This window comes from Labilibaculum antarcticum, from assembly GCF_002356295.1.
Lineage (GTDB): Bacteria > Bacteroidota > Bacteroidia > Bacteroidales > Marinifilaceae > Labilibaculum > Labilibaculum antarcticum.
The window spans coordinates 3,391,929-3,418,577 of sequence record NZ_AP018042.1; the positions used below are offsets into that span (position 1 = coordinate 3,391,929).

Consider the following 26,649-nt stretch of genomic DNA (forward strand, 5'->3'; position numbering starts at 1 on the left):
TTTTATACTCTATATTTCAAAATGGATATTTGCATGGTAAACTCTTAATTTATTTGTTTTGTAGTGCATTGATAAAAAAATGCTTATAGCAAAAATGTGGAATGTCGATATTTTACGTTAACGTTTGTTTTTACTTACAGTTTGTTGGTTAAATCGCTATTTTGAGAATAGATTATTATTATATTTGTCGCAAAATAGCAAAACACTAAACAACAAAAAATGATAAACGAACAGTTACTTAATCCTAAAAGTATTGTAGTTATTGGAGGTTCCGATGATGTGCAAAAGCCAGGAGGAAAGGTGCTAAAAAACCTGATTGATGGTAATTTTAAAGGTAATCTTTATGTTGCCAATCCTAAAATGGAGGAAGTTCAAGGTGTACCATCATATAAAGATCTTAAAAAATTGCCACAAACAGATTTGGCAATTATAGCAATTGCAGCGAAGTTTTGTGCATCTACTATTAAACTTCTTGCAGAAGAAAAAAACACCCGCGCTTTTATTATTCTTTCTGCTGGTTTTAGTGAAGAAAACGAGGAGGGTGAGAAACTTGAAAAAGAGATTGTAGAAATCGTTAATTCGGTAGGTGGTTCGTTAATTGGACCAAACTGTGTTGGCGTATTAAATTCTAATTATAATGGTGTTTTTACCACACCTATTCCAAGTCTGGATCCGAAAGGATGTGACTTTATTTCAGGATCAGGAGCAACGGCAGTTTTCATTATGGAGTCTGGAGTTCCTAAAGGCTTGTCTTTTTCAAGCGTATATTCAGTTGGAAACTCCGCTCAAATGGGTGTTGAAGAGATTCTTAAATATATGGACGAGAGTTTTGATCCTGAAACAAGTAGTAAGGTTAAGTTATTATATATTGAGAACATCGATAAGCCTGAAATGCTTTTAAAGCATGCTTCTTCCTTAATCCGTAAAGGCTGTAAGATTGTAGCAATAAAATCGGGAAGTTCTGAAGCAGGAAGTCGTGCAGCATCTTCGCATACCGGTGCTTTGGCTAGTCCGGATGTAGCGGTTGATGCTTTATTAAAAAAAGCGGGTATTGTTCGTTGTAAGGGAAGAGATGAGTTGGTTACGGTTGCCTCAATATTTATGCATCCTGAGCTAAAAGGGAAAAATATTGCTGTGATAACACATGCAGGAGGACCGGCAGTGATGTTAACAGATTCGCTTTCGAACAATGGATTGGATGTTCCTCATATCGAAGGACCAAAAGCAGATGCTTTACTTGAGAAATTATATGGTGGATCATCGGTGGCTAATCCTATCGATTTTCTGGCAACAGGAACAGCACAACAATTAGGCGATATTATTGATGCTTGTGAAAATGATTTTGATAATGTTGATGCAATGGCTGTAATCTTTGGTAGTCCTGGATTATTTCCTGTTTACGATGTTTACGATCTTCTGCACGAGAAAATGAAGCAGTGTAAAAAACCTATCTATCCAATTCTACCTTCGATAGTTAATGTTAAAGATGAAATTGAGCATTTTCTTGCAAAGGGAAGAATTAATTTCCCTGATGAAGTAGTATTTGGTGACGCATTGACTAAGGTTTATAATACATCAAAACCTCAAGCTGAAAAAATTGAAATGCCTGAAGTTGATAAAGAGGCAATTCGTAAAATTATTGATGGGGCTGAAAATGGTTATTTGAGTCCTGAGCAGTTGCATGCTTTGATGGATGCTGCCGGAATTGACAGAGCCAAAGAAGGTGTTGCCGATACTGAAGATGAAATTGCAGCTTTGGCAAAAGAAATTGGTTTTCCTTTAGTGATGAAAGTTGTTGGACCAGTTCATAAATCGGATGTTGGCGGAGTAACTTTGAATGTGAAAGACGAAGAAACTGTTCGTTCCGAATTCAGACGAATGATGCAGATTAAAGATACTTATGCCGTTATGTTGGCACAGATGCTAAAGGGCACAGAAGTATTTATTGGTGCGAAACGCGAAGATAAGTTTGGGCATATGGTGTTGTGCGGTTTAGGAGGTATCTTTATTGAAGTTTTAAAAGATGTGAAAGCTTCATTGGCGCCAATTGCTAAACAAGAAGCTCATGAAATGATCCAGGGATTAAAATCGTATGGAATCATTAAAGGAGTAAGAGGACAGGAAGCTGTTAATGAAGATAAATTTGCCGATGCAATTACAAGAGTGGCTGCTTTAATGAAAGTTGCTCCTGAAATTTTCGAAATGGATTTAAACCCCCTTTTAGGAAATAAAGATGCCGTAGTTGCTGTTGATGCCCGTATTCGAATTGAAAAATAATCCTGAATTTATTCGGAATTAATACTTATAATTTGTGATGAGAAAGTTGAAAAATCTTAGTTTAAATGAGAAGTTGATGATCAGTTTTGTAGTAATACTGTTATTAGGAATTGCTGTGAAATGGAAAGGGGTTAAGGAAGGTTTTTTCAATGGCTGGAATAAATATACAGAACAAACAGATAAATAATAATACCGATAGCATGGGAACTTCTCATGCTATTAGTTTATACTAAAACGATACATGAAAAGACAGGATGTGATTTTTGCCTTTGGCTTCATTCTTTTGTTTTTGCCATTTTTCATTTCTCAAAGCATTTTTGATTTCTATATCGACTTTAACAAGGCGCATGGAATGATTACCAGTTTCGTGAAATTTGCAATTTTGGCAACTTTAGGAGAGGTAATAGGACTTAGATTAAAAACAGGAAACTATTACCAGAAAAGTTTTGGACTTATACCCAGAGCTGTTGTATGGGGTTTTTTAGGATTAACCATTAAGTTATCATTTGTAATTTTTGCAACAGGAACACCAATATTCTTATCATACCTTGGTATTGAAGGTGCTGTTGATGTTATGAAAGGTCCATTTTCTGCAAGTAAATTATTAGTTGCTTTCTCGATAAGTGCATGTCTTAATTTAATTTATGCACCGGTTATGATGACTCTGCATAAAATTACCGACACTCACATTATTGATAATGGTGGGACATTGTTAGGATTTATGAGACCCATTCAGATTTCGAAAATTTTCATTAACCTCAATTGGGACGTGCAGTGGAATTTTGTTTTTAAAAAGACGATTCCTTTTTTCTGGATTCCTGCGCATACAATAACCTTTTTATTGCCTCCTGATTTTCAGGTTTTATTTGCTGCAATATTAGGTGTTGTTTTAGGGGTGTTACTTGCCATTGCAAGTTTGAAAAGTTCCAAATAATTTTAACTTTGTAAGAACGTTAAACAAACGAACAAAATTGATAACACTTAACACTTTATCCTATGAGTAAAATTGGATTGTTTTATGGCCCTGAAGGTGGAAATGTTGAACGAGTAGCTGAGCTAATTGCTGAAAAAATAGATGCTGATCGAATAGTTATCCACAAACTTAAGGATTGTGAAGCTAAAGATGTAGCTGGATATTCGAATATTATTATGGGGATTTCAACTCTTGGTAAACACAATTGGTCTTCGGATAACTCCGGAAATGATTGGGATGTTTTCTTGCCAAAACTAAATGGATTAAATTTAAAAGGGAAAAAAGTAGCTCTTTTTGGTTTAGGTGATCATATTGCTTACGCAGATTTTTTCGTTGATGCATTGGGTGATTTGGCTGACAGTATCCAATTAACTGGTGCTGAGATTATCGGACAGGTAAGTGATGAAGGATATGAATATGGCGATTCAAGGGCCTTTAGAGATGGTCAGTTTGTTGGTTTGCCTTTGGATGAGGACTTTGAAGATGATTTAACCCTTGAAAGAGTTGATAATTGGTTGAAACTGATTCTCCCTGAATTTGAATAATCAGAGGGAATTTATATACTAAGGCTGACGGTTTCCCGATCAGTCTTTTTTTTTGCTGTTTTGTGATGATTTGATATTGCGCTAACGATTACTTTGTTTGTATTGCAATTATATAAGGCTGATAAGTTTTAAATTGTAATGAATTTTAGTAAAATTGTAGAGACCTAAGAGAATGCCTAATTTTTAATGAATTACATAATCTAAAAATGATGAAAACCCCAATAAATTCTATAATTGTAGATCAAAAACTGGCTTTGTGCGAGATTCATAAGATGGAGGATGCTACTATTCGAGACGTGGTTCGTGTTGTTAGCATGATCGAAGAAGAAAGTGGTGAGAAATATATTCGTATGGAAATGGGCGTTCCTGGTCTAAAACCGGCAAGAGTTGGAATCGAAGCCGAAAAACAAGCTTTGGAAGATGGTGTTGCCTCTGCATATCCTATGTTGGAAGGAGTAAAATCGTTAAAAGAGGAGGCGTCTAAATTTGTAAAGAACTTTATGAATGTAGACATCTTACCAGAAGGTATTGTTCCTACCGTAGGTTCGATGCAAGGAGGTTATGCTGCATTTATGGCTATCGGAAATTGTGATGCAAAAAAAGATACTATATTATTCATTGATCCAGGATTTCCAGTTCAGAAGACTCAGCTTGAGGTGATGAATCAGAAATATGAATCTTTCGATGTATTCAATTATCGTGGTGATAAATTGGAGGCTAAATTGGAAGCGTTTTTGGCAAAGGGTAATATCGCGGGCATTATTTATTCTAACCCTAACAATCCTGCATGGATTTGTTTTAATGAGGATGAATTAAGAATAATAGGCGGGTTGGCAAATAAATACAACACAATTGTTATGGAAGATTTAGCCTACTTTGCCATGGATTTCCGAACTGACCTGAGTAAACCGGGTGTTGCACCTTATCAGCCAAGTGTTGCTAATTATACCGATAATTATGTGTTGATGATTTCAAGTTCGAAGGCGTTTAGTTATGCTGGTCAACGAATAGGTTTACTTTGTATTTCAGATAAACTATTTCACAAGCGCTTCGAAAACTTAAAACCGCGTTTTGGTGCCGAGGAATTTGGTTATACTCTAATTTATAGAATTATTTACACCTTATCATCAGGGACTTCCCATTCTGCTCAATATGCTTTAGGTGCGATGTTGAAAGCGGCTAATGAAGGCGAATTTAATTTTGTTGAAGAGGTTAAAGAGTATGGAGAACGAGCGAAAATCATGAAGAAGCTATTTTTAGAAAATGGTTTTGAATTGGTGTATGAGGGTGATATTGATCTGCCTTTAGCTGATGGATTTTATTTTACAGTTACTTATCCTGGTTTAACCGGGCCAGATTTAAATAAAAAGTTATTGTATTACGGTATTTCTGCAATTTGCCTGAATGAAACAGGTAGCTTAAAGGAAGGATTAAGAGCTTGTGTTTCTCAGGTTTCACGTAATCAATTTGATACATTGGAAGCTCGATTGAGGGAGTTTCATAAGAATCATCAGGTTTTGGCATAACAACTTATAATCAGTAAAGATTGTAGCGTAAAAGATATTGATTTGATTGATAGTTTCTTGCATGAATCTTAAGACTATATTTCAAATAATCGTAATTAAAGTTTCATGAATTGATATTCATGAAACTTTTTTTTTTCTGTATATTTATGATTGAATGCTTGATTTGTGAAGAGGATAATATTGATTGCCTTAGGTTTCAATTCGAAAGCTAGGAGCAAGAAAAACAAATGAATTGCAACTTATAATTCGAGTAATTTATTTAGACTGATTGTAAATTCTGCGAAAACGTGATGAATCGAAAGCAAAATGCCGAAAAAAGCTTTTGATTTGTTACCTTTATCAGATAAAATAAATATAATTCTTAATTCTATATACGCTATGGCGAAATTTAAAGGAGCTATTGTTGTTGATACCGAAAAATGCAAGGGTTGTGGCATATGTGTTGCTGCTTGTCCTACAGGGGTTATCGATCTGGCAAGAGACGTAAATGGCAAAGGATATCATTATGCATACATGGCTAATCCAGATGCATGTATCGGTTGTTCAAGTTGCGGATTGGTTTGTCCTGATACCGTAATTACTGTTTACAGGGTAAAAGCAAGCTAGCACTAAGCTACGTTATTCTAAATCTGAAAATTTAATAAAATATTTGTAATGGGAGACGTTCGTTTAATGAAAGGAAATGAGGTTATTGCTGAAGCAGCTATTCGTTGTGGATGTGATGGGTATTTTGGATATCCAATTACTCCTCAATCCGAAATTATGGAAACCCTAATGATCCGCAAGCCCTGGGAAAGTACAGGTATGGTGGTTCTGCAAGCTGAAAGTGAAATTGCTGCTATCAATATGGTGTATGGTGGAGCTTCTTGTGGAAAAAAAGTAATGACATCTTCATCAAGTCCCGGAATTAGTTTGAAAGTTGAAGGGATCACTTATTTGGCTGGTGCTGAATTGCCTGCATTAATTGTGAATGTGGTACGAGGAGGACCAGGATTGGGAACAATTCAACCTGCTCAGTCCGATTATTTTCAGGCTGTAAAAGGTGGTGGACATGGTGATTATAAATTAATTGTATTAGCTCCAGCTTCAGTTCAGGAAATGAACGATTTTGTTGAACTGTCATTTGAGCTTGCTTTTAAATATTTGAATCCTGCAATGATTCTATCAGATGGTGTTATTGGCCAGATGATGGAAAAAGTTGAATTGTCAGAATTCAAACCACGTTGGACAGATGAGGAAATTAAGAAAATTTCGGGTACATGGGCAACAACAGGAAAAACTCCTGATCGCGATCGTAATATTTCTACTTCTTTGGATTTAGATTCTGCAAAACAAGAAATATTTAATCACAAGTTGCAGGCGAAATATCGTGCAATGGAAGAGAATGATGTAAGATTCGAAAAAATTGCATGTGATGATGCTGAATATCTTTTCGTAGCTTATGGTTCTAGTGCTCGTATCTGTCAGAAAGCAGTAGAGCAAGCCCGTGAGAAAGGCATTAAAGTAGGTTTATTACGTCCTATTACTCTTTTCCCTTATCCTGTTAAAGCTATTCAGGAAATGTTAGGTTCCGTTAAAGGTATTTTATCTGTAGAGATGAGTGCCGGACAAATGGTGGAAGATGTTCGTCTTGCTGTAAATGGTAAGGTGCCGGTTGAGCATTTCGGTCGATATGGTGGAATTATTCCAACACCAGAGGAAGTAGTTGAAGCATTAGAACAAAAAATTTTAGGAAAATAAGTTATGACAGCAACGACTGATATCAACAAAATAATTAGCAAAGAGAATCTGGTTTATGGTAAAACCAGCCTTCTTTTAGATAATGAAATGCATTACTGTCCTGGATGTACTCATGGAGTAATTCACAAGGTAATTGCTGAGGTGATTGATGAAATGGGGATTCAGGATAAAACAATTGGTATTTCGCCTGTTGGATGTTCTGTCTTAGCATACAATTATCTTGATATTGACTGGCAACAAGCAGCTCATGGACGTGCTCCTGCACTTGCAACAGCAACTGCTCGATTAATGCCTGAGAAATACGTATTTACTTATCAGGGAGATGGTGATTTAGCTTCTATTGGTTGTGCCGAAATTATGCACGCTTGTAATAGAGGTGAAAATATTGTAGTCTTTTTCGTGAATAATGCAATTTATGGTATGACCGGTGGTCAAATGGCTCCTACTACTTTGGAAGGACAGGTTACTGCTACTACTCCATACGGACGTGATTGTTCTACGACTGGATATCCAATGAGGATTACCGAAATACTTGCAATGTTGCCAGGTACACGTTTTGTGACCCGTCAATCTGCTGAAACTCCTGGAGCGGTTCGTAAATTGAAAAAAGCGGTTCGTAAAGGTTTTGAAAATACCAGAGAGCATAAGGGGATTTCATTTATCGAAATTGTTGCAACATGTAGTTCTGGATGGAAATTGTCTCCAGTTAAATCAAACGAATGGATGAAGGAAAATATGTTTCCGTACTACCCATTGGGTACATTAAAGGATAGATAAAAATCCATTTTAATCAATTAATCTGTAAAAAAATGACTGAAGAAATTATAATTGCAGGATTTGGTGGTCAAGGTGTCCTTTCATTGGGTAAAATTCTTTGCTACTCTGCTATCATGCAAAATCAGGAAGTATCGTGGATGCCATCTTATGGACCTGAAATGCGTGGAGGTACAGCTAATGTAACTGTTATATTAAGTGACGATCGTATTAGTTCACCAGTATTGAAAAGTTTCGATACTGCGATTATCCTTAACCAGCAATCAATGGATAAATTTGTAAATGAGGTTAAGCCAGGTGGAACTTTGATATATGATCCAAATGGTATTGTTCATCATCCAGAGAGAAAAGATATTAATATTTATAGAATTCCTGGTGCTGCGCTTGCAGCTGAATTGGGAAATCCTCAAACATTCAATATGATTATTATGGGAGCTTTTCTTAAAGTGAAGCCTATCGTATTATTAGAGAATGTTAAGAAAGGACTTGAAAAATCGTTACCTGAACGTCATCATAAGCTAATTCCTTTAAATATTGAAGCAATTCAAAAAGGCAGTAGTAATGTTGAGACAGTTCATGTTTTGTAAGAGACAGCACAACAATCCTAATATAAGGTTTAGCAAAAGGGGAATTCCATACGGGATTCCCCTTTTATTTGTGATGAATAATTGATGAGAAAGCAGATGCGAATGTGAAAGCTATTGTAATATAAGTTTTGATATCAGTGTTTTGCTAATTAAAATTTGTTTTTGTTTTTATTCATTTGAATGTGTTGAACGGTCATTTTTATCCATTGATCGTTCGTGGATTGTGTTTATCCAATAAAGTTGATGGTTAGCATAAAATTATTTAATATTGTTTAACGATTTTTTTGACGTAAAATCAATTTTTATGTATCACGTATAATTTTATTAAATGATGAGTAAAAGACTACTAATGCTGTCTTTGTTAGTAATATTTGTACTAACAAGTGGCTTTTCTCAAACGGGGAAAATAGAATTTGAAGAGTATGATTTGGATAATGGCTTGCATGTAATACTTCAGCAAGATCAAACAACTCCTAATATTGTTGTTTCTGTTATGTATCATGTCGGATCAAAAAATGAAAATCCGGAAATGACTGGGTTTGCACACTTTTTTGAACATTTAATGTTCGAAGGAACTGATAATATTCCTCGTCACCAGTACGATAAATATGTTTCGAGAGCAGGAGGTGTGTTAAATGCGAATACTTCTTCTGATAGAACATACTATTATGAGAAGCTACCATCTAATCAATTGGCTTTAGGTCTTTGGTTAGAGTCGGAAAGAATGATGCACGCTAAAGTTGAGGCGATTGGAATTAAGACGCAAAAAGGTGTAGTGATTCAAGAGAAGAAGCAGAGTTATGACAATCGTCCGTATGGAAGAATTTTGCCTGAAACAATGAAACGAGCATATGTGAAGCATCCATACCGATGGATAACTATTGGTGATGAGAAGCATATTGAAAATGCAAAAGATGAGGATTTCTTAAATTTTTACAAGGAATTTTATGTGCCGAACAACGCAGTTTTAACTATTTGTGGTGATTTTAAATCCGAAGAGGCTAAAAAATTAGTGAACGATTATTTTACTGAAATTCCTAAAGGAACAAAAGAGATTTATCGTCCAAGTATTGTTGAGCCTGTTAAAACTGCTGAAGTAAGAGATACTGTTTATGACAATATTCAATTGCCTGCCGTAATTCAAGCATATCACATTCCAGCTGTAGGTACTTCCGATTTTTATGCCGTTGATATGTTGTCCAAGTTAATGACAGATGGTAAGAGTTCTCGTTTGTATAAAACTTTGGTTGATGAAAAGCAATTGGCATTACAAATGATGGCTTTCCCAATGCCAAATGAAGATCCAGGCCTAACTTTGGCATTTGGTATTCCTAATATGGGAGTTGATTTGAAGGTTCTTGAAAAAGAAATGGACACACAGTTTGCTACGGTTCGTGAAGAATTGATTTCTGATAGTGAATTTCAGAAGTTGAGAAATAAAATAGAGAATGAATTGGTGAGTTCTAATGCTACAATCGAAATGCGTGCTTCAAATTTAGCAACAGCATATACATATTATAAAGATGCTGGAAGAGTGAATGAAGAGCTCGAGAAATACTTTTCCGTAACAAAAGAGGATATCAGAGATGTTGCACAAAAATATTTTGTATCAAAAAATAGAGTAGTTCTTTATTACATGCCAAAGCAAAATTAGTAATATCATGAATATGGGTTTTAGTTGAAAAATCCAACTGTTCTAAAATTGAAAAAAAAGAAAATAATGAAAAATATATATAGATTATCCGCACTGTTTATCGCAGTTTGTTTCGTGATATCGGCAAGTGCTCAAGTGGATCGAACAAAGGCTCCGGCAGCGGGTCCTGCTCCAAAAATTCAGATTGGAGACTACGATAGCTTTACTTTAAAAAATGGATTGAAAGTATTAGTGGTAGAGAACCATAAGCTTCCTAAAGTTGAATTTGCACTTTCTTTATTAATCGACCCAATTGTAGAGGGAGAAAAAGTGGGTTATACTTCATTTGTAGGAGATTTAATGGATAGGGGTACAGCGAATCGTACAGCTAATCAAATTTCTGAAGAAATTGATTTTATAGGTGCCAAGTTGGGAGCACGATCCGATGGAGTAGAAGCTGGTGGTTTATCAAGATATAAGGAGCAAATTCTTGAATTAATGGCCGACGTAACTTTACATCCGACTTTCCCTCAAGATGAATTTGATAAGATTGTAAAACAAACCTTATCCGGTCTTGAAGCAAATAAGACAGATCCGAAGTCTACTTCAAGAAATGTAAGAAATAAAGTAGTATATGGTGAAAATCATCCTTATGGAGAAGTGTTGACAGAAACTTCGGTTAACAATGTAACTGTTGAAGATTGTAAGAAATATCATGCGACTTATTTTAAGCCAAATGTTGCTTTAATGGCAATTGTAGGTGATATCACAACTAAAGAAGCTAAGAAATTAGTGAAAAAATACTTTGGTGAGTGGGAGCAGGGAGTAGTGCCAACTCATAAATATGACATGCCTGCTAAAATAGAAGGAAAGAGAGTTGTTTTAGCAAATAAGGATGCTGCTCCTCAATCATTAGTGCAAATTATTAACTGGATCGATTTGAAAAAAGGTGATCCTGATGTAATTCCAGCATCTGTTATGAATTCGATGTTGGGACGTGGATTTTTGGGATTATTGAATAGAAATCTTCGTGAAGACAAAGCATATACTTATGGCGCTTATTCAGGACTTTCGTCAGATAAGTTAGTGGGGCAGTTTTTTGCAGGTTCGGAAGTCAAAGCTACTGTTACAGATAGTGCATTGATTGAAATCGCTTACGAAATGAATTTTATTCGCAATCAGAAGCTAACTCAGGATCACTTGGATATGACCAAAGCAACTATGGCTGGTGATTTTGCAAGATCGTTAGAGGCTCCTTCAACCATTGCTGATTTTGCCATGGCTATTGAGCGTTACAACTTGCCTGCAGATTATTATGCAACTTATCTTGAAAAACTAGATAAAGTAACATTGGAAGATGTTCAGGCAATGGCGAAGAAGTATGTTGATCCTAATAATGCTGTTTATTTGGTAGTTGGGGATAAAAAATACATGAGTTGTTTGGCCAAACTAAGTTCAACGAACACAGTAGAAGAGTACGATTATAAAGGTGATCTTGTAAAACAAGATCCTAATGCCATACCTAAAGGTTTAACTTGTAAGACGGTAATTGATAGTTATGTAACTGCTGTTGGTGGTCGTGAGAAATGGTCTGCCGTAAAAGATCTTGCAATTAAAGGTGAAATGAAAATGGGGCCAATGAGTGTGAATGTTGAATCAGCTTTTAAAAATAATGAAAAGTATAGCCTTAAAATGACCATGAATGGTCAGGTAGTGCAAGCAATTTCGTATAATGGAACTTCAGCTAAGGTTATTGCCATGGGTAAAGAGAAGCAAGCGGATGAGGCTGAGTTGAGCAAATATAAAATTCAAGCTCAAATGTGTCCTGAGTTAAATATGCAAGAACTTGGTTATGAAATGGAAATTGTTGGTGCTGAGGTTATTCAGGGTGAGAAAGCTTATAAACTTGAAATTACAGATGCTGATGGAGTGTCGAGATATGACTTCTTTTCAGTTGATTCGGGCCTTAAGCTAAAAACAATAATGCAGCAAAATGGAATAAGTATTGTAATGCTTTACAAAGAATACAAAGAAGTGGAAGGTATAAAATATCCTTACTTAACGGTTACCAAAATGGGACCACAGGAAATGCCTCTAACAATTACCGAATTATTGGTAAACAAAGGTGTGGATGATTCTGTTTTTAATTAGAATGAATTAAAGACTTAAATATAGAAAAGGCTGCAATTTGTAGCCTTTTCTTATGGAAATTCAAGTATAAACGTTATTCTTTTTGAAAGATAAATATTAATTATAAAACCCTTTGTGATTTAAATTTAATATCTATCTTTGCACTCCGATTCGGGAGTGCAGTGGTTAGGCATAGTGATCGAATCGGAATTTCCTTATGAATATATATGGTTTTAGGGTTAAAACTTCGTATTGGAAATCATTTTGGGTTAGAGAAAAGGCTGGTGGGGACCAGCCTTTTTTATTTTATAGTTTCTCGTAAAAGTGCATTTCTTTTAGATAGTTGTAAGCTTTCTCGGGCATGAAGTAGGGAATGTCTTTTTTCTCTTTTATGGCTTTTCTGATAAAGCTTGAGGAGATTTCTATTAAAGGAGCATTTACAATGTAAATATTGCCATCCATAGTAATCGATTCACTTTCAAAATTAGGTCGTGGATAGACAAATAAAGCATGATTTTGTAGAATTAATTCATGATTCTTCCACTTTGAAAAGCTTTTTAGATTATCCGATCCTACGATTAGAGAAAACTGATGAGATGGGTTTTTTTCTTTTAAATAGGTAAGGGTATCAATCGTAAAAGAAGGTTGGGGCATTCCAAATTCAACATTAGATGCCTTGAAATGGGGATAGCGGTCAATTGCCTGATTTACCAATTGCAGCCGATGATAATCGGCTAAGAGACTGTTCTTGTTCTTGAAAGGATTGTGTGGACTAACTACAAACCAAATTTGTTCTAAATCGGTGTATTCTGCCATGTAGTTCGCAATAGCGAGATGGCCGATATGAATTGGATTAAACGATCCGAAAAATAGTCCTATTCTCATCCGATTGGGTCTTGTGTTATTGGTTTAGAAAATTGATTAGTGTAACTTCTGCTTCTGCAAAAGCATCTTCCAGCTTATCGTTAACAATTACTTTATCAAATTGATCTGAGAAAGCTAATTCAAATTTAAACTTTTCAACTCGTTTGGCAATTACTTCCTGCGAATCAGTATTTCTATTGCGCAATCTGTTCTCCAGCTCTTTTATTGATGGAGGCTGAATAAAAATAGCCAAAGCGTCCTCTTTATAAAATTTCTTGATATTTGTACCGCCAACAACATCAACATCAAATATTACATTGTCGCCTTCTTCTCTAATCTTTTCAACTTCACTTTTAAGCGTACCATAAAAGCAACCTTCATATACCTCTTCCCATTCAAGGAATTCATCGTTGTCAATTTTCGCTTTGAATTCTTCAGCAGACATAAAATGATAGTCTTTACCATCAATTTCATGGGTTCTTTTTGTTCTGCTTGTCGCAGAAACGGAGAATTTTAACTTGAAATCCTGCTTTAACAGATGTTGAACTATTGTCGTTTTCCCAGATCCACTTGGAGCAGAAAATATGAATAATTTCCCCGGCATTTGATATTGTGTTATTGAGGTTAGTATTATAAAAAAGCGCAGAGTGACTAACCCTACGCTAAAATATGATTTATTGTAATAATTACAAGACGTTTAAAAGCTGTTCTTTTATTTTTTCCAATTCATCTTTCATATCAATTACGATTTTTTGGATGTTTGAATGATTGGCCTTCGAACCTAAAGTATTGATTTCACGTCCAATTTCCTGAGCGATAAAACCCAGTTTTTTACCTTCTGAATTTCCTGTATTTGATGTTTCTAGGAAATACTTACAATGGTTCGCAAGTCGGACTTTTTCCTCTGTAATATCTAATTTTTCCAGATAGTAAATGATTTCTTGTTCGAAGCGATTTTTATCTACATTCTGTTTTTCAACAAAATCTCTTAGATTATCATTAATTCGGGTACGAACAGTTTCAATTCGGTCATTTTCGTATTGAGGAACTTCTGCTAAAAGATTTTCAATGTTGTTAATTCTGGCAAAAATATCTTTCTGGAGTGCACTTCCTTCTTGTTCTCGAAAATTCATTATGGCTGCAAGTGCAGTTTTAAATCCTTCAAAAATCAGATTCCATTCCTCTTCGTCGAGCTCTTGATATTCAACCTTTAGAGCATCTGGAAGTTTTACTATGGTTTGAAGAATAGGCTCTTTATCCATGGCAATTCCAAGATCCTGAGCTAGTTCGTTTAACTGCCTGTAGTAGGCCTCAACAATAGGTTTGTTGATTTTAGTTTCTTTGTCAGAACCAACACTTTCAATAAAAATGGAAAGCTCTACTTTTCCTCTCTCCAGCTTGTTTTTGATTTCATTCCTTATTACCAAGTCTTTTTCTTTGTAAAGATTTGGCATTCGCGTATTGATATCTAGTTGTTTACTGTTTAGGGATTTGATTTCAATTGAAATATTTTTGTTTTTCAATTCAAGAATGGCTTTACCAAAGCCTGTCATCGATATTAACATATTTGGGCTATTTATTTCAGCAAAGGTAAGAGTTTGAAGTGGATTTACAAATCAATTCCTTTATATACTTACAGTTGAGAGAATCATATTTTGGTTTGTCGGCTTATATTAATTACTTGCTGGTAAGCATCTGATTGTCAGTTGTTATAATGGATTTCATTTTCCATCTGCCAGTTCGGTAATAAAGGTATGATAATATTGATCCCATCGACCAGCCAAGAGGTATTGACCACCAAATTCCCGTTTCTCCCATTTTTGAAGATAGAAAGTAGGCTCCGGGAATACGAATGATCCACAGTGCAAAGAGTGTTATAAACATTGGAATTAGTGTGTCGCCAGCACCTCTTAAAACACCATTAGTGGTGAACATTGTGGAGAATAACAGGTAAAAGGAACTTACAATGATTAAGTATTTTTCCCCAATGGCAATTACGTTTGCATCTGTTGTAAATAGTTTCATTAGGTGACTGCCAAATATGACAATTATTGCAGTCATGAACAGGCAGAATACATTCGACATGATAAATGTAACCTTAAATCCTTGTCGTACCCGGTCAATCTTATTGGCACCTAAATTCTGACCAACAAATGCGGCTACAGCTTGTGAAAAATTCATGGCTGGTAACATAGCCAAAGAGTCAATTCTACCGGCTGCAGTATATGCGGCTATAACATCAGTACCAAATGTATTTACAATTCCGAGTAAGGCCATCATTCCAAGCGCAACAAATGTGTGCTGAAGTCCCGATGGAATACCAATCTTTAAACTTTTGAGGAAAATTTCTTTATCAAACACTAGTTTGAAAAGTGAAAAGTTAAGAATGTTATGGCTTCTGTTTAGGTAAATTATAGCAGAAATAAATGCACCACTTTGTGCAATAACTGTTGCCCAGGCAGCTCCTGCAATTCCCCATTTAAATACCATTACAAATAGTAAATCGAATATGATATTGAAAATAGATGCAAGTATCAGAAAATAAAGCGGTGTTTTCGAATCACCAAGTCCCCGCAGAACAGAACTGGTTCCACTAAATCCAAAAAACATCACCATTCCGGCCATGTATACATTCAGATAGGCCGTTGCCTGAGGTATCAATTCTGCAGGTAATTGTAAAATAATGAATAGTTCTTCACTAAAATAGATTCCGAGCATAGAGATGAAAATACCAGTAGTGAATAAAAATATGTACATGGTATCAATAGCTCTCTTTACTCTATTGATGTCTTTTGCTCCGTAATATTGAGATATTACAATTGAAAAGCCAGAACCAATCCCAATCAATAAAGCAATTAGCGTGAATATAATAGGAAATGATGCACCCACAGACGCAAGGGCTTCTTTACCCAATACCTTTCCCACAATGATACTGTCTACGATATTATAGAGCTGCTGAAACACATTTCCCAACAACATGGGTAAAGTGAAATTCAGTATGAGTTTGGTGATATTTCCTTGCGTGAAATCTTTCATCTAATTCTCTCTAGAGCTAAATAGCTCAGCTATTTAAAATGGATATTGAAAATTAAGCTCGTTCGCTTAATTCTAACCATCGAAATTCTTTCTCGTCAATTAATTCAATTACTTTTTCAATTCGACTTGCTTTTTCCATCAGTACATCATTGGAAAGACTACCTGAACTCATAGCAACTTCAATCTCTTCTTTTTCTGTTGTTAGAGTTTCAATCTCTACTTCCAATTGCTCAAATTCTCTTTTTTCGTTAAAAGATAATTTTTTAGACTGTTCCTGTTTTGGCTTTTCCTTTTTAGGGCTTGCTTGTTTTTCAATTTTTTTAATCGCTTTTTCTTGCAGATCTACTGAGTCACGATAAATAGTGTAACTGCCGGGGAAATTTCGGATGATTCCATTTCCTTCAAATACAAATAATTGATCAACAACCTTATCCATGAAATATCTGTCGTGAGATACGATAATTAAACATCCCGAAAAGTTTAATAGATAATCCTCTAAAACATTTAAAGTCATGATGTCCAGATCGTTGGTCGGTTCATCGAGAATTAAAAAGTTTGGGTTTTTTATCAATACAGTCATTAAATAAAGTCGACGCCTCTCGCCACCACTTAATTTAGAGACTTGGTTGTGCTGAGTTTTACTAGGGAAAAGAAAGTATTCTAAAAATTGAGAAGCCGACATCACCTTTCCGTTCCCTAAATCAATAGATTCTGCTATTTCTTTAATTACGTCTATGATTTTCTCATTCTCATTAATGGTTATTCCATCTTGCTTGTAGTAGCCATAAACTACTGTTTCTCCAATTTCAATAGATCCTGAATCGGCTTCAATATTTTGGGTAATCATATTTAGGAAGGTTGATTTTCCCGTTCCATTTTTACCTACAATTCCAATTTTCTCACCTTTTTGAAATTTATAGCTGAAATCTTCTAATATTTTTAAATCACCATAGCTTTTGTAGAGGTGACCCAGTTCCAAAATTTTATTTCCTAATCTTGCGGATTTAATATCTAAATCCATTGTAGCTTCTTTAAGCCCTGAACCAGCTTTCTTTTTTATATCCTCAAAAGCATCAACTCTGTATTTCGCTTTTGTTCCTCTGGCTTGTGGCATTCTTCGTATCCATTCCTGCTCAGTTTTCATTAATTTCTGAGCTTTACCAACTTCAGCATTTAGGTTTTCGATTCGTTCCGCTCTTTTCTCAAGATAGTAGGAGTAGTTGCCCTTGTAGGTGAATAGGGTATTGGATTCCATTTCGATGATTATATTGCAAACACGATCCAGAAAATATCTATCGTGAGTTACCATTAAAAGGGTTCCTTTCGATTTGTTTAGGTATTCTTCAAGCCACTCTATCATCTCCAAGTCCAAGTGGTTGGTCGGCTCATCGAGAATTAAAAAATCAGCATCAGTAATTAATACTTTTGCTAATCCAACTCGTTTTTTCTGTCCGCCCGAAAGTTCCCCAATCATTTGATCAAGATTGGTGATTTTCAGTTTTGATAGAATCTGTTTTACTTTGTTTTCATAATCCCAGGCCTTGAATTGATCCATCTTTTCGAGGATGTCTGCCATCAATTCCTGATCATCGTTCTTGATAATCCGTTCGTAGTCCCTAATCACAGAAAGGACTGGGTCGGAAGAGTTAAAAACCTCATTAAGAATAGTGTTGCTGTGGTTTAAATCAGGGTTTTGTTCCAAATAGGCCATTTTTAAATCGCTGCGGAATGAGATATCTCCACTATCCTGACTATCTAATCCTGAGATAATATTTAAAAGAGTAGTCTTTCCAGTCCCGTTTTTTGCAATCAATGCAATTTTTTGCCCTTGTCCTACGCCGAAGCTAATATTTTCAAATAGTGTAAGATCTCCGTAACTCTTGGTGAGGTTTTCAACCTGTAAATATGATATCATGTAATCTGTTCTTAATTTTTTGGAGCTCAAATTTACGAATAAGTACTGATACATTACTAATCTGGTCTTGAATTAGAATTAACTTGTTCAAATTGCTTCTAGATATTATTAGAGGAGAGTAAATAATTAGTCAAAAAAAAATCCTGCTATCTAATAATAGCAGGATGCAACTAATTTTATTTCAATCATAACAAGGTTTATGCTCTGTATGATTCAGATGCTTCTGTCGATACTTTGGCCATAGTAGAGTCTGAAATCAATTTGTCCCCCAATTAGTAATCTAGGAATTCATAGCAAGGAAGGCATTTTTCCTGTCTTCAGAACCGACAACACAATAGCAATGGTGACCGTAAATTTCAACTGTTTTGGTTTGTACTGATTGTAACTAAAATTGCAAAATTGACGATAAACAGGTCCATAAACAGCTATTGGTTTGCCCGCAGTAAGTTGGTCTTTCAAATACGTCCATGGTTTTAGGTACAGTATTATAGCTCACAGCTTTAAAATTGCGACTTTTGATGTTTGATTCTTAGTGGGATATAAATTGCAGGAACTATTGGTGTAAGGCATGTTATTCCAAACTTAAACTTCTTGGTCTACAACAAAATTTAATTCATCAGTTCCGTTTGAGCCACTGGTACAGTCAATAACTTTAATTTGATTGTAAATGTATTCTTGACTCAAAATATTCATGCTGTAATCTAAGGAGCCATCAAATAAAGCATGCCAACTAATACTTTTTCCTGCGTAACCAACGCCCCAGGAAACGCAAGATCCCTCACCACCTTGATTACGAGCCGGAGGACAAGTGATATTGACTAATTGAGGGTAGGATTTAGTATTGTTGATGTCTTCAGCACTAGGGTTTTTTTCATACTTTGGAAGGGTGATGTAGGCTGAGATTATAACACTGCTGGTATCCTCTTGTTGAGTTTCGTTTTGATCGATTGTTGATTTATCATTGTAATCACATGAAGTAGTGAGAAATAGTAAATTCATTGTTATTAATGAGAACAGTGAAAGTTTTAATAGTTTTTTTTTCATGGAGTCTTTTTTATTTTTCGTAAAATAATAATATGATTTATTGTGAAATATTCATGCCAAAAATAAAACGGAGCAATGAGTAATTACATAAGTTGTATTTTGTCAGTATGTTGAGTAAGGAATTTGTTTGTAATCCTAAATCATTAATTCATCATTATATTGTAGACTCCCCAGTTATGTGTGGATAAAACCCACTTTATTTTTGAAATTAGGTTTTCTGTTTAGATTTCCTTTTGAAATAATTTCGATATGAATTTTAAATAAATTACGAATAAGTACTGATACATTACTAATCTGATATTGAATTAGAATTTTCTTATTGAAGTTCGCAGAAGATAAGATTTGTAAAACTCAATAATTGAGGATAAAAAAAATCCTGCTATTTGAGAATAGCAGGATATAACTGATTTTGTTTCAATCTCAACAATATTTATTTTTTATAATTCATTTAATACATAAGCTTCTGTCCAAACTTTGGCCATAATATTGTAAGAAACCCATCCAAATCCATTGGTTCCCCAGTTTGTTCCCCATGAATTCATTACCTGGAAAGCATTTTTACTGTCGTCATAACCAACAACACAATAACAATGGCCGCCGTAATTTCTAACGGTTTTTGTTTGTATTTCATTATAACCAAGATAGTAAAACTCACGATAAACAGGTCCACCAACAATAATTGGTTTGCCTGCTGCAAGCTGGTCTTTGAATGCGTCTATTGTTTTAGGTACCGTATTATAGGTAGCCGCTTTAAAATTTGCCGCTTGTAATACTTGGTAGTTATCGGGATATATATCGCAAGAAATATCTGTGTATGGCATGTCGTTCCAAACGCATACTCCTTGATCTACAACCAAATTTAAACCATCAGTTACGTATGAACCACTTGCACAGTCAGTAACTTTAATTTGATTGTAAATGTATTCCGGACTGAAAATGTTCACACTGTAATTGTAGGTGCCACCATATAAAGCCTGCCAACTGATACTTCTGCCAGCATAACCAACACCCCAAGAAACGCAAGATCCTTCTCCGCCTTGACTAAGAATTGGTGGGCAAGAGAGGTTGACTGAGAGAGGGTATGATTTGGTCGTGCTGATTTGTTTAGCACTAGGTATTTTATTATACTGCTCAATAGGAAGAGGCAAATAACCCGAATTTATGATGATATCTTCATCTTGAATTTGCTCTTGATCCGCAAACGAATCGTCGTTGTTGGTACATGAAGGTATTAAAAAAAGTAAACTCAATGCAAATACAGAGAGTAAGGTGAATTTAATTAAATTCTTTTTCATAAGTAAGTTTTTTTAGTTTGTAGTAAAGGGCTTGTGGTTTTTGAAACAGTAAAATATCAAGAGTATTAGTCAAATACTTTGATGCTTGTATCAGTTTAAATCTAATATGAATTTACAATAAAATAATTATATATGGAATAGGTTTTGGGAAGATAAATGTGATTTTTTTCACGTTAGTGTTCGTTATTTTCGTGTTTGCGTATTTATGTCGTCATTTCGTCACTAAAGGCGTTGTTTGCTGTTTTGTTTTTAAAATGACTTTTGTGGAAATCTTTGATCCTTAAAAAACACATATACACTAAAGTTTTTAATTAATTGGCATTGTGATTAAGTAATCACAATGCCAATTAATCCTTCGACTTTACTAAATTCGTGTAATGAAAGGGTAGATGTTAGTTCCTTTTAAGTTTGAATACTTTATTGTAAAGATTGGCATCTTTATTTTTTAACGACTAACTACTTATCGATTAGAATTTATTAGCAATGCGAAAGAAAGAAAGATTTGAAAATATAGTATCCTGGTTTAAAGAAAATATGCCTGTTGCCGAAACAGAATTGCATTATTCCAATCCATATGAATTATTAGTTGCGGTTATTTTATCTGCTCAGTGTACCGATAAAAGAGTTAATATGATGACTCCGTTTTTATTCGAGAAATATCCAACTGCATTTGAATTGTCTCATGCAACACAAGACGATATTTTCGATTTGATACGCTCATGTTCTTACCCAAATAATAAGGCGAAGCATTTGTTGGGGATGGCGAAAATGTTGGTGGCTGATTTTAAAGAGGTTGTACCTGAAGATATTAATGAATTGCAAAAAATGCCTGGAGTAGGTCGGAAAACGGCAAATGTCATTGCCTCGGTGGTTTACGATAAACCTGCAATGGCCGTGGATACTCATGTTTTTAGGGTGTCTGAAAGGATTGGGTTGACAACTAATTCGAAAACACCATTAGAAACTGAAAAGCAATTGGTTAAGTTTATTCCTGAGGAATATATTGCTACAGCACATCATTGGTTAATTTTACACGGAAGGTATGTATGTGTGGCAAGAAAGCCAAAATGCAAATCTTGTGGAATAAAGGAATATTGTAAATATTTTGCGAAGGAAGAAAAGAAAAGCAAAAAAGCCTCAATTTGAGGCTTTTAATATGTTGTTATAAGAATAGGAGCAGGCTAACTGCCATAACCGCCATTCCTGCTATTAATCCGTAAATTGCAATGTGGTGTTCTCCATATTCTTCAGCTGTTGGTAATAGTTCGTCTAAAGAAATGAAAACCATAATTCCAGCTACACCTCCAAATAAAACGCCAAAAACAGTTTCGTTTATTCCTAGGAATGAATAAATTAATGCGAAACCAATTAAGGCTCCAACAGGTTCTGCTAAACCAGATAGAAAAGAATATAAAAATGCTTTTTTCCGACTTCCAGTAGCATAATAGATGGGTACCGATACAGCAATTCCTTCAGGGATATTGTGTATTGCAATTGCTACTGCAATTGGAATAGCCACTGTTGGATCGATTAATGCGGCAGCGAATGTTGCGAATCCTTCGGGGAAATTATGAATTCCAATGGCTAAAGCCGAAAACATTCCCATTCTCATTAACTTTCGGTCAACAGGAGGTTTACCATCAAGATCTTCTATTTTTTTAACCTCATGAGGATTCTCATAAGAAGGAATCATTTTGTCGATTAGTGCAATTAATAATATCCCCCCAAAAAAGGATAAAACGGTGTACCATGATCCAGCAACAGTGCCGTGTACATTAATTAAAGCAGTATTTGCCTTCTGAAATATTTCTACCAGAGAAACATAGATCATTACACCAGCAGAAAATCCCAAAGAAAGTGCCAGAAATTTTGTGTTTGTTCGTTTGGCGAAGAAGGCAATTGCACTTCCTATTCCAGTAGCTAGACCTGCAAATAAGGTCATTCCAAATGCGATTGCTACAGTATTAAAATCAAATTCCATATATCGGTTTTGTTTTTTTTAAATTGATTTAATAAGGGATAAATATAATAAATTATTTGGAATAGATCTAAATAAGATATTAAGATATTTACATCTTGTTTTCAAAAATGGCAAGTAGTAAATTTAATCAAATCATGTTGAGTTGATTTTTAATTTTAAAATAAAATTATGGCTTATATTATTTCAGACGACTGTACAGCTTGTGGTTCTTGTATTAATGAATGTCCCGTAGATGCAATTTCGGAGGGGGATATTTATGTGATCGATGCAGATACATGTATTGATTGCGGTGCCTGTGCAGAAGTATGCCCTGTTGAAGCAATTTCAGAGGCGGATTAATAATCTTGTATTTTACAATGTAAAAGGGGGTGTTTACTATAGTGAAGTAAGCCCGGGTAGATGGACGCTTATAAAATAAATTATGTGATTGAGTTCGCTGTTTTACCGGACTCAATCCTTTTAAATGAGGTTTTGTTATGAGTTTATTGTAGTAGATTTAGGAAATTTTAGAAGAATAACATCTTAGGTTATGCCTATCCCTAAAAGGGAAATTGATGTTAATGATAAATTGACTCAGAACGAAGGTTACTAAGAATGTACTTGTAAAGATCATGAAAAAGGGGCTCACTAGAGCCCCTTTATTTATTTTAGCTTTTAAAACCCATTCAACTCCATGGTAACCGTTGGAATCAGTAATAAAAGTCCCAATAAAAGAAGGATAGCCATAAAACCGCCGATCCATTTTTACCCATTTGTCGTAAGGAATTTTGGCAACACCCAATACGCCGATAAGAACACCGGATGTTGGCGTAATCATATTGGTGAAACCATCACCAAATTGGAAAGCCATTACCTTAGCCTGACGCGATACGCCAATTGATTCGGAGAATTGGAATATTATTGGCATGGTGAGAGCTGCTTTTGCCGAACCTGATGAAATGTTAAGCATAACTTGAATAATTAGATGTTTTTAGTGAGAAAATAATAGGAATTTAATGCCTCTTTCTGAACATAGTATTATTATAAGTTTGTTTTAAGGCTTAAAAATAAAAATTATATAAATTTTTATCGTAATTAGATTAAAATTGAGCAAATAAATTTATGGTAAATAATCAACCTTGTATATGTTGATTTCCGTAATGTGTAAATAGTTTGTATTGTTAATTTTTATTTATGAGTTTTTATATTTTATCATCTCACTGTTCTGGTAATGTGATGTTTAACGCAATAATAAATTTCATGTAATCGTTAAAATTTGTTAAATTAATGTCTGTTAACCATTATGAGTTTATTAACTAAAAAATTTTTCTATGAAAAAACTGACATTTATTGTTTGTGTGTTGATGTTAACTTTTCAAATAGTTAATGCACAAACAAAGCAAATTTCCGGTACTGTAATTAGTGCTGATGATGGCATGGGGATGCCAGGCGTTTCTGTTGTGATTATAGGAACCACAACTGGAACGAGTACTGATATTGACGGTAAATATGTCTTAAGTGCTCAATCTTCGGATGTCTTGTTGTTTAGTTTCGTGGGTATGGTAGCTCAAGAAATTACCGTTGGTAACCAATCTGTGATTAATGTAACTATGAAATCTGAGATAATTGGAATGGACGAAATCATAGTTGTTGGTTATGGAAAGCAAATAAAATCGGAAATGACTGGTGCTATTTCTAAAGTGGATGTAGAAGGATTACAAAAAGTTCCTTCGCCTTCTTTTGAGACATCTATGCAAGGAAAAACTTCAGGGGTTTTTATTCAACAGAGCACGGGAAAACTTGGAGAGGGAATAAACATTCGAGTTCGAGGAGCCTCTTCATTAAGTGCCAGTAACCAACCTTTGTATGTGGTTGATGGGGTGGTTGTAACTTCCCAGGATCAAGGAGGAACAGGAAACCAACCAACCAATCCGATTTCAGATCTGAATTTTGATGATATTGCTTCGATTCAAATACTTAAAGATGCATCTGCGGCTTCAATATATGGCTCGAGAGCATCGAATGGAGTGGTAATTATTACAACAAAATCAGGTGGGAAAAATAAGAAGACTGTAATTAATGTTAACTACTCTGTTTCTATAGCCAAAGAGACCAATAGGCTTGATATGCTGAATACTCAGGAATATGTAGAGTTACTAGGTGAAGGAATGGATAATTCTGGTTGGGCTTTGTCGGATGGAATGAATGGGGAAGAATCTATTCTTGATTGGGGAGGGTTTGCCTCGATAGAGGAAACTGCAGATACAGATTGGCAAGATGAGATGTTTAGAACAGCGGTTTCATCAAATTATAATATTAGTGCCTCAGGAGGAAATGAAAAAACCCGATTCTATTCAGGATTGTCATATTCGGATCAGCAGGGGATTTTAATTGATAATGATTTTAAGCGGATTAGTGCTCGATTAAATTTGGATCACCAGATTAGTGATAAAATTGATTTTGGAATAAAATTCAACTTTGTAAGAAGTGTTCTGGATCGTGTCTCTGATGATAATGCATTTTCAACACCGACCCAATTGATAGCACAAGCGCCTTATTTTCCAGCTTTTGATGATTCGGGGGAGCCTTTTGCTGATACGTTCTATTTTAATAGTTTATTGGCTTCCAGATACAACTACTATGAAACATTAGTGTACAGAACGTTTGTTAATGCATATATAACCTGTGATATTCTACCTGAGTTATCCTTTAAATCTGTATTTGGTGCTGATAATCTTATTCAACGGGAAGATCAGTATTGGAGTAGGAGAACTGACGATGGGCAACCTGCAGGTAAATCGTATTTAAGAAATGTAAATATGCTAAATTATTCATTTGACAATTATTTTACCTACAGCAAAGATTTTAATGAGAATCATTCCTTAGAAGTTGTTTTAGGTACGTCTATTCAAAAAGCGGAGAGATTTGTTAGTAGAGTGGGCGGTAAGAGTTTCCCTTCTGATGAGTTCCAGACTATCGCATCAGCGGCTGAAAATGATGATTTTTATAGTGATAAAACAGAGTTCTCTTATCTCTCCTATTTTTCCAGATTGAATTATAAATTTATGGATAAGTATCTGGCAACATTGAGTTATCGTGTTGATGGTTCAAGTAAGTTTGGAGAAGATAATCGGTATGGTGGATTTTATGCAGGTTCTCTAGGTTGGATTATTTCCAAGGAGGATTTTTTATTGGATAGTCCCGTTGTTAGTTTCCTAAAAGTTCGTGGGTCATATGGTATAACGGGAAATTCTGAAATAGGAAATTTTCCATCCCGAGGATTATTTAGCGGAACACGTTACGCAGGTAATTCGGCTATTGAGCCAACGCAATTGGCAAATGCAAAACTACAATGGGAGAAAACAGCTCAAACTGATATCGGAATTGATTTTGGATTATTTAATAATCGAATAAATGGGGAATTTGATTACTATTATAAGAAAACTACTGATTTATTATTGGATAGATTATTACCATATACATCAGGTTATTCCAGTATTGCCGAGAATGTTGGAGAATTGGAAAATAAAGGGGTCGAGATCACTTTAAATACAAATAATTTGATTGGTGATTTTACTTGGAGTACCAGCTTTAATATCTCATTTAATAAAAATGAAGTGACCAAATTGATTGATCCTATTCAACGAAATGTGAACAGGGTAATGGTCGGGGAACCAATTGGTGTATTTTATATAAAAAAATACGCAGGAGTAGATCCTGATAATGGAGATGCGCTTTACTTTATAGAGGACGGAAGTGATGAAACTACAAATGATTATGGTCTTGCTGAAGATATAATTGTTGGAGATCCTAATCCTGACTTTTTTGGAGGTTTGGATAATACCTTTTCGTATAAAGGTTTTGATGCCAGAATTTTCTTCCAGTTTGTATATGGAAATGATATCTATAATGATGCCGGACGTTTTATGTCTGCGAACGGCGATTGGGTAGATAATCAGACACGTGATCAGTTGAAGCGTTGGCAACAACCAGGTGATATTACTGATATTCCTCAGGCGAGATTTGGAGATAGTAATGGAACAAGAACTTCTTCCAGATGGATTTCCGATGGTTCCTATATTCGCCTGAAGGATTTAACCCTTGGATACACTTTGCCAAAAAAATTGGCTCAAAAAATAAATGTTAACAAAGTGAGAATTTACTTCACTGGACAGAACTTATGGACATATACTGATTTTAAAGGTTGGGATCCTGAAGTAAGTGCTCCAGGAAGTAATCGTACTCAGCTGTCAACTAATATTCAGCAAGGTGTTGATTATTATTCTACTCCACAGGCGAAAACGTATATGTTTGGAGTTAATTTAAGCTTCTAACCCAAAAAATATAAAG

General features: G+C 35.0%; 24 protein-coding genes. 14 read left to right on the plus strand and 10 right to left on the minus strand.

Annotated features, from left to right (window positions below; genetic code table 11):
* The first annotated feature begins 219 nt into the window (after positions 1-219).
* The 11 genes from ALGA_RS13460 to ALGA_RS13505 all read left to right on the plus strand — a co-directional run bounded on the left by ALGA_RS13460 (position 220) and on the right by ALGA_RS13505 (position 12,206).
* On the plus strand, positions 220-2,277 hold the full coding sequence (locus ALGA_RS13460) for an acetate--CoA ligase family protein (protein ID WP_096429822.1): 2,058 nt from the start codon (positions 220-222) through the stop codon (positions 2,275-2,277).
* Between the two features lie 37 nt (positions 2,278-2,314).
* Positions 2,315-2,464, plus strand: a complete 150-nt coding sequence (locus ALGA_RS22975) for a hypothetical protein (protein WP_153244850.1) — start codon at positions 2,315-2,317, stop codon at positions 2,462-2,464.
* A gap of 54 nt (positions 2,465-2,518) precedes the next feature.
* Positions 2,519-3,211 (plus strand): hypothetical protein, encoded by a 693-nt coding sequence (locus ALGA_RS13465; protein WP_096429824.1) that lies wholly within the window; start codon positions 2,519-2,521, stop codon positions 3,209-3,211.
* A gap of 62 nt (positions 3,212-3,273) precedes the next feature.
* Positions 3,274-3,795, plus strand: coding sequence for a flavodoxin (locus tag ALGA_RS13470; protein ID WP_096429826.1), 522 nt, complete (start codon positions 3,274-3,276; stop codon positions 3,793-3,795).
* Between the two features lie 209 nt (positions 3,796-4,004).
* A complete protein-coding gene (locus ALGA_RS13475; RefSeq protein WP_197705559.1) occupies positions 4,005-5,321 on the plus strand; it encodes an aminotransferase class I/II-fold pyridoxal phosphate-dependent enzyme in 1,317 nt (438 codons plus the stop codon).
* A 378-nt stretch (positions 5,322-5,699) separates the two neighbouring features.
* Positions 5,700-5,927, plus strand: coding sequence for a 4Fe-4S dicluster domain-containing protein (locus tag ALGA_RS13480; protein WP_096433631.1), 228 nt, complete (start codon positions 5,700-5,702; stop codon positions 5,925-5,927).
* A 48-nt stretch (positions 5,928-5,975) separates the two neighbouring features.
* Positions 5,976-7,061, plus strand: coding sequence for a 3-methyl-2-oxobutanoate dehydrogenase subunit VorB (locus ALGA_RS13485; protein ID WP_096429830.1), 1,086 nt, complete (start codon positions 5,976-5,978; stop codon positions 7,059-7,061).
* A 3-nt stretch (positions 7,062-7,064) separates the two neighbouring features.
* Positions 7,065-7,838 carry a thiamine pyrophosphate-dependent enzyme gene (locus tag ALGA_RS13490; protein ID WP_096429832.1) on the plus strand — a complete coding sequence of 258 codons (774 nt, stop codon included), beginning with the start codon at positions 7,065-7,067 and terminating at the stop codon, positions 7,836-7,838.
* A 32-nt stretch (positions 7,839-7,870) separates the two neighbouring features.
* Entirely contained in the window at positions 7,871-8,422 is a 552-nt protein-coding gene (locus ALGA_RS13495) for a 2-oxoacid:acceptor oxidoreductase family protein (RefSeq protein ID WP_096429834.1), read from the plus strand.
* A 328-nt stretch (positions 8,423-8,750) separates the two neighbouring features.
* Positions 8,751-10,076 carry a M16 family metallopeptidase gene (locus ALGA_RS13500; RefSeq protein WP_231705967.1) on the plus strand — a complete coding sequence of 442 codons (1,326 nt, stop codon included), beginning with the start codon at positions 8,751-8,753 and terminating at the stop codon, positions 10,074-10,076.
* Between the two features lie 66 nt (positions 10,077-10,142).
* Complete coding sequence (locus ALGA_RS13505; RefSeq protein WP_096429838.1) at positions 10,143-12,206, plus strand: M16 family metallopeptidase; 2,064 nt, start codon at positions 10,143-10,145, stop codon at positions 12,204-12,206.
* Between the two features lie 285 nt (positions 12,207-12,491).
* On the opposite strand, the gene nadD is transcribed toward ALGA_RS13505, so the two are convergent.
* The 8 genes from nadD to ALGA_RS13540 form a co-directional block, all read right to left on the minus strand.
* Positions 12,492-13,070, minus strand: coding sequence for a nicotinate (nicotinamide) nucleotide adenylyltransferase (nadD, locus tag ALGA_RS13510; protein WP_096429840.1), 579 nt, complete (start codon positions 13,068-13,070; stop codon positions 12,492-12,494).
* Between the two features lie 16 nt (positions 13,071-13,086).
* Positions 13,087-13,653, minus strand: a complete 567-nt coding sequence (gene gmk / locus ALGA_RS13515; protein WP_096429842.1) for a guanylate kinase — start codon at positions 13,651-13,653, stop codon at positions 13,087-13,089.
* An 82-nt stretch (positions 13,654-13,735) separates the two neighbouring features.
* Entirely contained in the window at positions 13,736-14,614 is an 879-nt protein-coding gene (locus ALGA_RS13520) for a YicC/YloC family endoribonuclease (RefSeq protein WP_096429844.1), read from the minus strand.
* 112 nt (positions 14,615-14,726) lie between these two features.
* The gene (locus tag ALGA_RS13525) at positions 14,727-16,085 is read right to left on the minus strand and encodes an MATE family efflux transporter (protein ID WP_096429846.1); all 1,359 of its coding nucleotides are present in this window, start codon (positions 16,083-16,085) and stop codon (positions 14,727-14,729) included.
* Between the two features lie 52 nt (positions 16,086-16,137).
* Complete coding sequence (locus ALGA_RS13530) at positions 16,138-18,000, minus strand: ABC-F family ATP-binding cassette domain-containing protein (RefSeq protein WP_096433633.1); 1,863 nt, start codon at positions 17,998-18,000, stop codon at positions 16,138-16,140.
* Between the two features lie 288 nt (positions 18,001-18,288).
* On the minus strand, positions 18,289-18,459 hold the full coding sequence (locus tag ALGA_RS22980; RefSeq protein ID WP_153244851.1) for a hypothetical protein: 171 nt from the start codon (positions 18,457-18,459) through the stop codon (positions 18,289-18,291).
* Positions 18,460-18,582: 123 nt separating this feature from the next.
* Positions 18,583-19,044, minus strand: a complete 462-nt coding sequence (locus ALGA_RS13535; protein ID WP_096429848.1) for a hypothetical protein — start codon at positions 19,042-19,044, stop codon at positions 18,583-18,585.
* A 437-nt stretch (positions 19,045-19,481) separates the two neighbouring features.
* Complete coding sequence (locus tag ALGA_RS13540; RefSeq protein WP_096429850.1) at positions 19,482-20,339, minus strand: C1 family peptidase; 858 nt, start codon at positions 20,337-20,339, stop codon at positions 19,482-19,484.
* Positions 20,340-20,822: 483 nt separating this feature from the next.
* On the opposite strand from ALGA_RS13540, the gene nth reads away from it, so the two are divergent.
* On the plus strand, positions 20,823-21,485 hold the full coding sequence (nth, locus tag ALGA_RS13545; protein WP_096429852.1) for an endonuclease III: 663 nt from the start codon (positions 20,823-20,825) through the stop codon (positions 21,483-21,485).
* 16 nt (positions 21,486-21,501) lie between these two features.
* Here the strand turns inward: nth and zupT are convergent, their stop codons facing one another.
* Positions 21,502-22,320, minus strand: a complete 819-nt coding sequence (gene zupT, locus ALGA_RS13550; RefSeq protein WP_096429854.1) for a zinc transporter ZupT — start codon at positions 22,318-22,320, stop codon at positions 21,502-21,504.
* A gap of 168 nt (positions 22,321-22,488) precedes the next feature.
* Here zupT and ALGA_RS13555 point away from each other — a divergent pair, with 168 nt between their 5' ends.
* Complete coding sequence (locus tag ALGA_RS13555) at positions 22,489-22,659, plus strand: DUF362 domain-containing protein (protein WP_096429856.1); 171 nt, start codon at positions 22,489-22,491, stop codon at positions 22,657-22,659.
* 157 nt (positions 22,660-22,816) lie between these two features.
* Here ALGA_RS13555 and ALGA_RS23735 read toward each other — a convergent pair whose 3' ends face one another.
* The gene (locus ALGA_RS23735) at positions 22,817-23,269 is read right to left on the minus strand and encodes an AbgT family transporter (RefSeq protein WP_231705969.1); all 453 of its coding nucleotides are present in this window, start codon (positions 23,267-23,269) and stop codon (positions 22,817-22,819) included.
* 361 nt (positions 23,270-23,630) lie between these two features.
* Between ALGA_RS23735 and ALGA_RS13565 the strand changes: the two genes are divergently transcribed.
* The gene (locus ALGA_RS13565; RefSeq protein WP_096429858.1) at positions 23,631-26,633 is read left to right on the plus strand and encodes a SusC/RagA family TonB-linked outer membrane protein; all 3,003 of its coding nucleotides are present in this window, start codon (positions 23,631-23,633) and stop codon (positions 26,631-26,633) included.
* Positions 26,634-26,649 lie beyond the last annotated feature (16 nt).